Below are 11,014 nucleotides of genomic sequence, written 5' to 3'. Positions count from 1 at the left end.
ACACCGCCTACGAGCGCAACGGCAGGTACGTGCCTGCTACCGAAGAGCGCGCCGCTCAGAATGTGCCGTACCCCGTTCTGCAGCCGGGAATGAATGAGTATAACCGCGGTGGTTTCTATATTTTTCAGGCGTACTTTTATGCCGCCCTGAACTATTTCTACTACACCGGAGATACCAAGCCGCTCTCTGAAGTGATCAACCCCGAAGAGATCATTTCTCCTGAGCTTCTTCGGCTGTACCGGGAAAACCGCGGCTGGCTTATTGCTAATCAGGACGTGTACCGCGTACAGGTCACGATTCCCGGTATCGGTAGACGCCAAAAGAACAGCCGTAATATCAGCGAATATCAGGCAAGGCGACGTATTCGTGATGAGGCTGTCTTCTATGTGCCCCAAACGGGGGAGAAGTTACCCATCGATAAGTTCTTGAAGACCGGTGAGGAAGAGTACGCTTTCCTCTGTGCGGAGCACCTGCGCGGCCGCTGGGTGCTGGTGGAAGACGATAAGGACGCCACGCCGCTGTACCCTCCGGGATTCTCCCTCGAAGGGCTAGAGGTATAAGAACCCACCTTCCCGGTAACCGCACGACATCACCGATAACCACACCAACCACACTAGGAGACATATGGAACAGTCACCCCAGAACCCCAGCGCGCCCGCGCAGGCTAGCACCATGCAGGGCAGCCCCTTGCCGGAGAATACTGCGCAGAACAATGCCACAGAAAGCACCACGGTAGAAGCTACTGCAGTACCTACCGCAACCGCCCTCCAAAGCCCCGAGCATGACCCGGCTCTAGCAAGCACCGCATCCGCAGCTCCCGCCGAGGCGGTAGCACCCGCGCCCGCAGAGCCTAAGCGCATGGGCCTCTACTCGCTTATCTGCCTCCTGGTTGCGGTTCCCCTTGGAGTGTCTATCGGCGGGATACCTCTAATGTCGCTATACCTGACGTACACGACAGGGCCTAACGCGCCCCTGCTGATTATTGCGAGCATCATTATCTGGGTGTGTATCGCCTTCGCATACTGTGCACTCGTCACCTGGATTACCGAAGCAATCGCCACCCGTAAGATGCCCTGGGCACAGTCCCTCGGCTTATGCGCACGAGTGATGGCACTCGAAGCAATCATTATCGCCATTACCTTTTCTTTTCTGCTGTCCGCTCTCAACGGCGGCAGGTACTAACACACCGTAGACAAACACCACCGGCAGAATACCGGCAGGGTAGAGCCCCCTAAGCTCCACCCTGCCGGTACTTCGTATCCGGGGTTCCACACGATCAGCGAGCGCGGGGTGAGAATAGTCAACGCAAAGCATAAAACCACGCCGAACCAGTGAAAATATGCCGCCAACCCTCTAAAATAGAAAAGGAAAATTCCGAACAACAACCCCGCCCGGTATACCGCGCGGGAAAGCTAAGGAGCGAACTATGTCGCGTAAGCCCCTCATCGCAGGCAACTGGAAGATGAACCTCAACCACGCAGAGGCAGTCACCCTCGTCCAGAAGCTCGCATGGACCCTCGACGACGCAAACTTCAACTTCTCCGCAACCGAAGTAGCCGTCTTCCCGCCCTTCACCGACATCCGCTCCGTGCAGACCCTCGTCGAGGGCGATAAGCTGGACATCCTCTACGGCGGCCAGGACCTCTCCGTCCACGACTCCGGCGCATACACCGGCGAAATCTCCGGCGCATTCCTCTCCAAGCTCGGCGCAACCTTCGTGCTCGTCGGCCACTCCGAGCGCCGCACCTACCACCACGAAAGCGACGAGCTGTGCGCAGCAAAGGTTCAGGCAGCATACAAGCACGGCCTGACCCCCGTCCTCTGCGTCGGTGAGCCCCTCGAAATCCGCGAAGCAGGCACCCACGTCGAGTACACCCTCGAGCAGCTGCGCGGCTCCATCGCAGGTCTGACCGCAGAGCAGGCAGAAACCCTCGTCATCGCATACGAGCCCGTCTGGGCAATCGGCACCGGCAAGGTCGCAACCGCAGACGACGCACAGGAAATGTCCGCAGCAATCCGCGCAGAAATCGCTAAGCTCTACTCCGCAGACGTTGCAGAGAAGGTCCGCGTTCTCTACGGTGGCTCCGTCAAGTCCTCCTCCGCACCCTCCATCATGGGCAAGGAAGACGTGGACGGCGTGCTCGTCGGTGGCGCATCCCTGCAGGCTGACGAATTCGCAGCAATCGCACGCTTCGACGCATAAAACCCCGACGCACCACAGCGTCTCATAGCGTTACGGCGCCCGGTTAGGTACCCACCCGACCGGGCGCTGAACCATTAAACCGCCACCGAGTTAGCGGCGGGGGGCAAGAGACGAGCGTAGGAAGGCTGGTGTATGACTCAGGTGTAAGAGCCGGGCGCGTTCGCCCCTAACCGCAAAACCCACCCAGAATACGCCGACCCTGCGGTTCGCCCCGTACACTTAACGGCATGTTCAGCTTTGGTTTTTCCCTGGTCGTCGCAGCCCTCGTCGGCATGATCCTCTACAGCTACCTGCGCAACCGCAAAGTGAGTGCCCCGCGCCTACCCGGCAATGACGGCGGCAACATCGGCTACGCAGGCGGCGCAGAATACCAGGAACCCTCGCCCGAATACCAGTACTTCGAGAGCCGCCGAGAAGCATTCCTCGACCAGCTCTACAGCCGTACCTCCTCACCGGAAATCCCCGTGACCCTCACCCTGCGCGACTGGGTTGACCAGGGCTTCTACGCTGAAGGAGGCGCCTACTGGGCAGCCGCGCAGCAGTTCACCTACTACCTCATCGACGGCGGATACGTGCGCGCCTACGACACCGAAGGCGACGAACTCACCGCCCAGCGTGTGCTCACCGACCGCCCCGCAGCACTGCAGCTGACCCCCAGCGAATACCAGCGCCGCAGCAACCGCGCCGCATAAAAAGCCGCCTCAACGTGACCGAATGGCGGCTGTAGCGTATAGTTAAACCCGTCTGTCTGCACCCCGCAGTCCAGGCACCCCACCAGAAGACAACGAAGGAAGGTCCCCATGGACGTCATCATGAACGTACTCATGGTCATCATTGCCATCACCAGCGTGATCGCAGTGATGCTTGTGCTGCTCAACCGCGGTCAGGGCGGCGGCCTCTCCGACATGTTCGGTGGCGGTATGACCAACTCCCTGAACTCCTCCGGTATGGCGTCGAAGAACCTGATTCGCCTGACCGTGACCGTAATCGTCATCTGGGTTATCGCAGTGGTCCTGTACGGCCTGGCCCTGCGCTTCAACGGCCAGATTGTGGTCTAGTCAGAGCCTCTCATCAGAGCCCGCGCCCACCCCATCGAGGGTGAGCCAATAGAGCTTCTCCCCGGCACTTCTCAACCGAGAATGCCGGGGATTTTTTATGCACCAAACGGCAATGACGAAAGCGGTAGCGGGACGCGAATCTTTACGGCATGATAGGACGTATACACCACATACGAAAGGCAAAGAAGCCATGAGCGCCTACACCCTCGATTACACGTACACCGCCCCGTCAGCCCTCATCGACGGCGCCGACTCCCGCGCGCTCAGCCTCGCCACCAGCGGCGGCAGCACCCCCGAAGGTGCCGCCTCCCACCCGTACTTCTTCTCCGGGTTCCTCGAACGAGCAGACGTCTACGCCACCGCATTACTGGTCGTCGCCAGGGTCGCCCGCACCCGCTTCTACGTGCCGCCCAGCTCCCTCGCCGGAGCCCTACGCGCTGCAGACCCAGTCGTCACCAGCACTGCCGAAGGCCTACGCTTCGAATCCTTCAGCGCCTGCTGCGGAGTGTACGCGCGCCTCGACGTTGACTCCAGCGCACTCGACGCCAGCCACAGCGCCGTAGGCGTCACCAACGTAGACGTCAACCCGCCCCTGCGCGCCGCGCTCGCCTCCCTCAGGGCGGGGGAGCCCATCCACCTGAACGTCGGCGACGACGGGCTGCTCACCACCACCCTTGACGGCTCCGTCATGGAAGAAAAAGTGCCGCTGCCCATCCGCTGGCTCAAAGGCTTTGCAGAAACGCAGATGCTCTCATCCCGCATGAGCCCCGTGCACAGCCTGGACGCTGCCGCCGCCCGAACCTTCATCCACTCCCTGCCGCGTAACTCCAGCACCAAGGCGGTCATGTGGGCAACCCGTGCCGTGCGTTCCCTGCGACTTGCCACCCGCGCCACCGCCGGATCCGTATGCGTGGCGGGCCCCGAACGTCTGCGCGTGCTTGAGCCGCTCATCCGCCACATTCAGCGCCTGGACGCGTACAGTGAGCCCGTGAGCGCCGGTAACGCGCCCGTGCCCAGCGTGTGGGTGGCGCACCTGCCCGGCGCACGCCTGAGCATCGGTTTGAGCCCCGAAAAGTCACGCGGGTTCTCCGGTGAGGGATCCGTGCTGCAGGCGCTGTCTAACCCGAACACCGCCCAGAACGCTGACATGCTCAGCGTGCTGCTTTCCTTCGAGCCGCGCATTGACGTGCCCGTCATGTCTGCCCGTGCCGGCCTGGATGAGGCGGCAACCCGCGATGCCCTCGCCCTGCTGGCTTCCTCCGGCCAGGTTGGTTTTGACGCGCACGCTGGCGAGTATTTCCACCGCCCGCTGCCCGTGCATCCGGAGGCGCTGACCGCCATGCACCCGCGCCTGGTCGGCGCGAAAAAGCTTGCCGACTCTGGCGCTATTGAGCGGGTCGGGGCGGGGGAGCACGGCACCGGCGAGTACAGTGTGCGTAGCGGCGCGAACACGTACACCGTGGTGCTGCCCGCCGACCCGTACGCCGTGGAGGGGTACCTCTGCTCCTGCCCCTGGTGGTTGAAGTACCGCGGTACGCGCGGCCCCTGTAAGCACGCCCTGGCGGTCAGTATTCTCTACCGCGAACACGCCGCTAACTAGACACACTACGTACCGCACTAAAAGACGACGCCCCAAAAGCTCCCCTCAGCTTCCACCCGAAAGACCACCATGAGCAAACGCCCCGAAACGCGCACCTTCCCCGAAGGGGTCATCACCGAGCCGCTCCCCGGCGAAGTCATTCACCCGCTCACCAGGCAGCAGAAAACCTGGAGCGACATCATGCACTTCAACCGCAACCTCGCCAACATTCTGGCGGTCGGCGGCACCCTCGAGCAGATTTACCGCCGCTGGCAGTACTTCGACATCACCACCACCCCCTACGGCTCCCAGCTCGGTAAAAACACGCCCGGAACCGTCACCCAGGACCGCGTTAAAGCCTACGCAGAGTTCGGCTGGTTCACCGGAGGCGTTGCCATGCGCCTAGCTGAGCTCTACGGCGGGGCGCGCCTCGAACATGACGAGGAATACTACACCGCCCTCATCAACTGCGACCGCGAGCTGATCCTCCCGCTGCTGCGCGAGGACGAACAGCTCCGCGAAGAACTCATCTGGGGTATGCTCGCCGTCGAAGGTAACCGGGACGTATCCCTCACCCAGCGTGACTCCTACAAGCCCGGGCAGAAGGTCAACAACCCCGGCTGGTCCTGTGCCCTCATCGAAGCCAGCGAAACCGGGCTGATTAGCCGTGACCGCCTCATTGATGCGCTCCTGATCTCCCTCATGAGTGACTTCCCGGCGTACCGGGTCGGCTGGTTCTCACGCCTGGTCACCGGTCTCAAACTCACCGCCGAAGAAATTGCGGCACGTCAGAGCGAATTTCTGACGCTTTTCTCCTCACCCATCGGCCCGAGCGTAACCCTTGGTGTGCAGCATATTCACCGTCTCTGGAGCAAAAACCCGCAGGCGCTGGATGCCACCGCCTTCGCTTACGCGGCACCCGCCGTATGTGCCGGTACCAAAGCAAACGCGCTCAAAATTCTGACCATGCTCCAGGCGCTGTACCGGGCGGGCACCCTCGATGCTGCTGCCTGCGAAGACGCTGTAGTCATGGCGCTCAGCCACACCCACGCGCAGGTTCAAGCCGCCGCCCTCAACCACCTCGAAGAATGGGTGCAGGCGGGCGCCGCAGACAACGCGAGCGCCGACGCTGTCGTGTTTGCCGAGCGTGCCCGCGAACTCTACCGCGACTACCGCTCCCAGCTGGATCCGCTGGTTGTGGCGCAGATCCAGGAGAATGGCTCGCCGCTGCTTGAAGATGGGTACAGCCCGGAGAATAGCCGGGGGAGCGGCACGGAAGACGCAGCCCTCACTGAAGCTGCTGACCTTGAGGCCGCCGCCGCGGAGGCGCTCGCCGCCTCCCGCGCCGTAATCCACCGGTACTGGGACACACCCGTGCGCCCCGTGACCGCATCCGACGTGCAAGAACGCGCCCGTGCGCTCCTGCACCATCAGGTCGCGCCCTGCGCCACCCCTGACACTCTCAATGAGGCGGAACTTCCCGAAACGCACGCCGGATGCGAGCTGGAGCTGGAACTACTCACCGCCTACCTGCTCAGCGCCGACGGCGTCGCGCAGAGCCCCAAACTGCTCGAACAGCTGGTTCCTATCTGCCTGAAAAAGCTGAACCACTGGGGTTTGACATGGTTCGACATGCGCGCGCACTTGACGGTTCTTGCCGCCGCCGGGAAGCTGCGTGAGCGCCCGAAGGCGTCGGAAATGACCCCGAGGGAAGACCCCGGTACGGTGCCAAACCTGCACTACATGTACTCCCGCCACGCCGCGTTCTTCAGCACCGGATTCAAGGATGCCCTCGGCGTGCTGCAGAGCAGGCAGAGCTACACCCCGCTCGCCACCCCTGAGCTGTTTGGCGGGTGGGTGCATCCGGATACCCTGGTGCGCCGGTACACCAAGAACCTGGCTGATGGAGCCCCCATCCTGCGCCAGGATTTCACTGCGGCGCTACTGCGTGTGCGCGTGCCGGAGGTGCTGCCTCCGTACGCTACCGACGAGCAGCGACAGAACGCCCAGAGCCGCCGTGCTGAGGCGCTGACCCTGCTTGAAAGCCTCGAAGAGCAATACGTGAAGAACGCTCAGGAGGAGGCTCCGCGCTCTGCTCCTACCCAGATTCGCGTGCTCCGCTCCGCCCTCGATGGCACCCTCGCCACCGGGCGCATCAACCCCTACCTGGAATCCATCACGGTAGCCCAGCGGGAAAAAAGCTGGGGCCTTCAGCTGAACGGGGTGGCGCACGGTGCTTCCACCCCCGAGCTGAACGCTTTCCGCGGCCTCGCCACCGCCCACCACGACGAAGAAGGACAGTACGCCCTGCTCTATCCCTCACGGGCAGAACCGCTGGCATACTACTGCGCCGGCAGCAACTGGTACAGCTTGGACCACAGCGCCTTTGACCGGAGCCTGTATTTGGCGTTGGCGGCGCACCCCGGCGCGTGGGGTCCTGCCTGCGCGTTCGTGTTTGCCGCGGGCTTCTCGGAGCAACGCGTCGAAATTCGTTCCCTCGCCGTGGAAATCATGCACCGCGTGCTGGACGACCAGCTCAGCCTTGAGGACACCACGGCAGGCTTCGTGAACTTTGCGCCGCTGGCGATGCTGAACCGTTGGGCGCTCGCCCTCACCGACTTCGCCCAGCTGGATGCGCGGGCGGCAGTGCGCTTCTTCGCGCGCCTCATACCGCACCTGGATACCGGGGCGAACTCGCTCGGTAAGCTGCTGGGCGCCTTCAGCCAGGCGTTGGCGACTCTCGATCCTGCTACCCGTGCGGAGCTTGTGGATGAGCCGCTGCGTGCCTGGTTGGGTACGCTGACCGGTTCTTCGCAGAAGGCGCGGTACGCCCGGAATATCCTCAACCAGGTGCAGAGCTAACCGCCCCGCCCGCACCCGTTCAAACCCTCCATTCAACTCTTTGCAACCATTCACCATCAACTCTGAAAGCAGGTACCGATGACTGATACCGCCCAGCCGCATAACCCTAACGAGCGCAGCGCCGGTGAGCATAACGCCGGTGAGCGCACCCTCGAAGAGCGCCGTGCCGCCCTCAAAGCCCTTATGGCGGCAGAATCAACTGACGTGCAGGAATACCATGCCGTCATCACCGGCGCCACCGAGGAGGAGCGCGCCTCCCTCGCCCGAACCCTCACCCCCAGGAGCGTGATCGGTAGCGACCACATTAACCGCACCCCGCTTGCCGCCTACGTTGCCGGGGCGCTCGTGCGCACCCCCGACGGTGACCCGTGGGAATACCACCGTTCCGCTGGTCGCGCCATGCGCACCCTGCTCTGGGAGGGGCGCCCGGATCAGCAGCTGATTGACGCGTTCCTGCTCGGCGCCACCGAACGCCCTGATGAGTGGATTCTGCGTTTTATTGAGGGCCTGCCGAACTCTTGGGCGCGCTCGAAGAAAATTTGGGAAACCTGCTACATGCTGCTTCGCGCCCGCAACCTGAGCTGCGATGCCCCTGAATACCTGGTTCTTTTCCTGCACGAGGCCCTGCCCTGCGTGAAGAAGGGCAGCGCCAGTAATCACGCCCAGCTCAAAACCTTCTTCACCCGTGACATGACCCTGCTCGACCAGGAATTCTGGGCGGTCTTCCGCACCGAAGGGGTGCTCTTCAAGGGCTACGGCAACTACATGGGTGAAAGCGCGGAACTCTGCCGCCTCATGGGCGAATACTTCGACATCCGCGACGAGATTCTGGACGCCCTGCTACGCGGCCTGACCAGCGATTTCAGCGCATTCAACTCGGCTGCGTTCCACTCCGTCTACACCGATTTGCAGCCCACCGACGCAGAAAACCGGGCACGCTTCGGGCAGCTCATGGCTGTCCTCACCGCAGAGCCCAGCGCCTCCGTCGGATTCGCCCAGACCATGCTGCAGAACGTGCTCAAAGCCTGCGCACCCGCCGCCCTGCAGAAGACCCCCGACCTGCAGCCCCTCGAACAGGTCGACCTGGAACAGCTCATCGACGCACTCGGCGCGAACCTCTACCGCACCGAAAAGAAGATTCAGCGCGGTGCCCTGCGCCTGCTCAAGCTCATCGCCACCCAGTACGCCGGCGTGAGCAAAGCCAAGCGTAAGAAGGCGCAAACCGCCGAGCAGGTGGCGCTCGCCAACTATATTGCTGATCGCGTCCTCGAAGCCTACGAGGTGCTACCCCTGGAACTGCGCGGTGCCGCGGAAGCCTGCCTGCCCGAAGACCGCCTGCCCCAGGCGGAGGCGGCGGAGGCGGCGGGCGCTTCCATAGAGGTACCGCCGGTGCTGTTGCCCGGCGTTGAGCACCGAGAACCCGTCGCATCCATCGCAAATTTGGAAGAGTTCTGCACCCTCATTACGGAAGAGTCGAACACCACCTCGGGTCGAATTACCGGGGACGAATCTCCCAGCACCCGAGGAGAGAACCTGGCACGTCTCTACCACTTTGCCGCGACCGACAAGCTGGCGCCGGCGGATCAGCAGCAGCTTCGTACCCTGCGCAAGATCGCCAGCGAATATTACTACAACAACGTCGCGTACATGCCTGCGCTCTGCGCCGTGTTGGAAGCTAACGCCGAGGCCGCGGGATACGAGTCGTGGGAGCTACCCGAGCTGACGCCGCTCCTGCAGTATTCCGACCGTAGTGAGATGGTTGCACGAGCCCGCCCGAGTAACGCGCTCCTGGGCAAGGAAGAGATGATACGTCTGACTATTCAGAATAAACACCATCTCTGGAATGCTGACTACAAGCCGTTGAAGGGTTACCGTGACCTCTACGAGATCTTCCGCGAGCAGATGCGTGCCGTCGCCGCCGGGGGAGAGTACCACACGGATGGTCGTACAGTGCGCCTGCTGAGCGCACCACTACCCGCCCGCCAGCTGACCTACAGTGACTGGACTTATCGCACTGTTTCTGGCATGGATATGCCCTGGAGCGGCTTCAACCGTGGTCTCGACAATGAACGGGTCTGGGAATACCAGGAGGCCAGCAGGTCGGGTCGTCTCCGCGAGGCAGGCTTCGAAAACTTTAACGTTGAGGAATTCGTGAAGTACCAGCCCATGTGGCAGGTCAAGGGCGACATCGTGGATACCGCAGATGAGGCGCGCGAGGCGCTGAGCCACGCAACCGCTGGCATGAGCCCCGAGGAGGTCATAGCCTACGAGGCTCTTAACACCGCCTTGATTCCCTTCGTATATCTGCTGAATCTCGACAGGGTTGACAGCTGGCTGGGTGACTTCCTCCCGGCACTCACCGAGTGGTCCTCCTGGCTGCTTCAGAACAACCCGGACCTGCTCTCGGCATACTTCCTGTTCGCCGCTTCGCAGTGTGTTGAGGAGAAGACTGTAACCCCCGTTCCCGTGCTGATGCGCGCGCTGAGGGAGTCCACCGTGCAGGTGGGCGCCCCGACCTGCACTCTGCTCGGTTACGTGGCGAGCGCGAAGAACCCCGAGTACCGTCTGGCGGCGGCAGAAGCCATTGCGGCGCTCTTTGAGGCGGGCCTGCTGGATGCATCCACCTTCGCAGAGACCCTGAAGTGGGCTCTGGAGGACGGGATGGTTCTTCCTAACCGCCTGGTGGCGACCCTGCGTGAGGTGTCGTCTATCGGTGTTCTGGCGGGTTGGCGTGTGCTGCAGGTTCTGCGCCTGCTGTTGCCGATGGTCGGTGAGCTGACTAAGGGCGGCGACTATGTGCGCCTGGCGGTGGAGCTTGCCGAGCTGTACGGCACGCCGGTTGAGATCCCCGCCGTCCTGGAGCCGAAAATGAAAGGCTCCACGGTGCTGGCGAAAGCACTGCGCGCCCTGGCTGCGGTGACCCCGCGCGTGACTGAGGAGGCGCTTGCCGCCCGCGAGGCCGCGCTTGCGCTACTGGGTGGAGAAACCTCGAGCGGGGACACCTCGGGTGGGGGCACCTCATCGGTAGGCGCTGAAGGGTAGCTCACGGTAGGGGAGTCATAGGGGAGCACCCCGTAACTGCGCCGCCGTATCTGCACCCCTACGCGCGCAACCCTGTGTACCCAACCTCGTGCACCCAACCGCACTCACCGCCCCGTGTTACCGCCCCGTGACGAAACGGCTTGACCACCGTCGCGGGGCGGGAGTACTCTATAGGTAATGGCGGATCATGAAGAGTCCTACTTTCTGAAATATCTTTCCTATATTTATCGGATTCTTCGCTTCCCGCCATTTTTTCTTTTAACCCAGTTC

General features: G+C 62.5%; 8 protein-coding genes. All 8 read left to right on the top strand.

Translation table 11 applies throughout. The features are described 5' to 3' along the window. Positions 1–560: DUF6318 family protein (locus HMPREF2879_RS08255; protein WP_246822937.1), on the top strand; the 560-nt coding region annotated here is incomplete at its 5' end. A gap of 64 nt (positions 561–624) precedes the next feature. Next, positions 625–1,182, top strand: coding sequence for a hypothetical protein (locus HMPREF2879_RS08250; protein ID WP_070635262.1), 558 nt, complete (start codon positions 625–627; stop codon positions 1,180–1,182). A gap of 244 nt (positions 1,183–1,426) precedes the next feature. Beyond that, entirely contained in the window at positions 1,427–2,203 is a 777-nt protein-coding gene (tpiA, locus tag HMPREF2879_RS08245; RefSeq protein WP_005509126.1) for a triose-phosphate isomerase, read from the top strand. Positions 2,204–2,430: 227 nt separating this feature from the next. Then, the gene (locus HMPREF2879_RS08240; protein WP_060824834.1) at positions 2,431–2,895 is read left to right on the top strand and encodes a hypothetical protein; all 465 of its coding nucleotides are present in this window, start codon (positions 2,431–2,433) and stop codon (positions 2,893–2,895) included. 108 nt (positions 2,896–3,003) lie between these two features. Beyond that, entirely contained in the window at positions 3,004–3,261 is a 258-nt protein-coding gene (gene secG, locus HMPREF2879_RS08235) for a preprotein translocase subunit SecG (protein ID WP_012903590.1), read from the top strand. 190 nt (positions 3,262–3,451) lie between these two features. Beyond that, positions 3,452–4,861, top strand: coding sequence for an SWIM zinc finger family protein (locus HMPREF2879_RS08230; RefSeq protein WP_070635260.1), 1,410 nt, complete (start codon positions 3,452–3,454; stop codon positions 4,859–4,861). Between the two features lie 69 nt (positions 4,862–4,930). Beyond that, positions 4,931–7,702 carry a DUF6493 family protein gene (locus HMPREF2879_RS08225; protein WP_070635258.1) on the top strand — a complete coding sequence of 924 codons (2,772 nt, stop codon included), beginning with the start codon at positions 4,931–4,933 and terminating at the stop codon, positions 7,700–7,702. A 78-nt stretch (positions 7,703–7,780) separates the two neighbouring features. Continuing rightward, positions 7,781–10,744 carry an endonuclease gene (locus HMPREF2879_RS08220; protein ID WP_070635257.1) on the top strand — a complete coding sequence of 988 codons (2,964 nt, stop codon included), beginning with the start codon at positions 7,781–7,783 and terminating at the stop codon, positions 10,742–10,744. Positions 10,745–11,014 lie beyond the last annotated feature (270 nt).

This window comes from Rothia sp. HMSC069C04 (genome assembly GCF_001812895.1).
GTDB lineage: Bacteria > Actinomycetota > Actinomycetes > Actinomycetales > Micrococcaceae > Rothia.
Note: the sequence above shows the minus strand (reverse complement) of the source record. Positions and strands in the feature narration are given on the sequence as shown.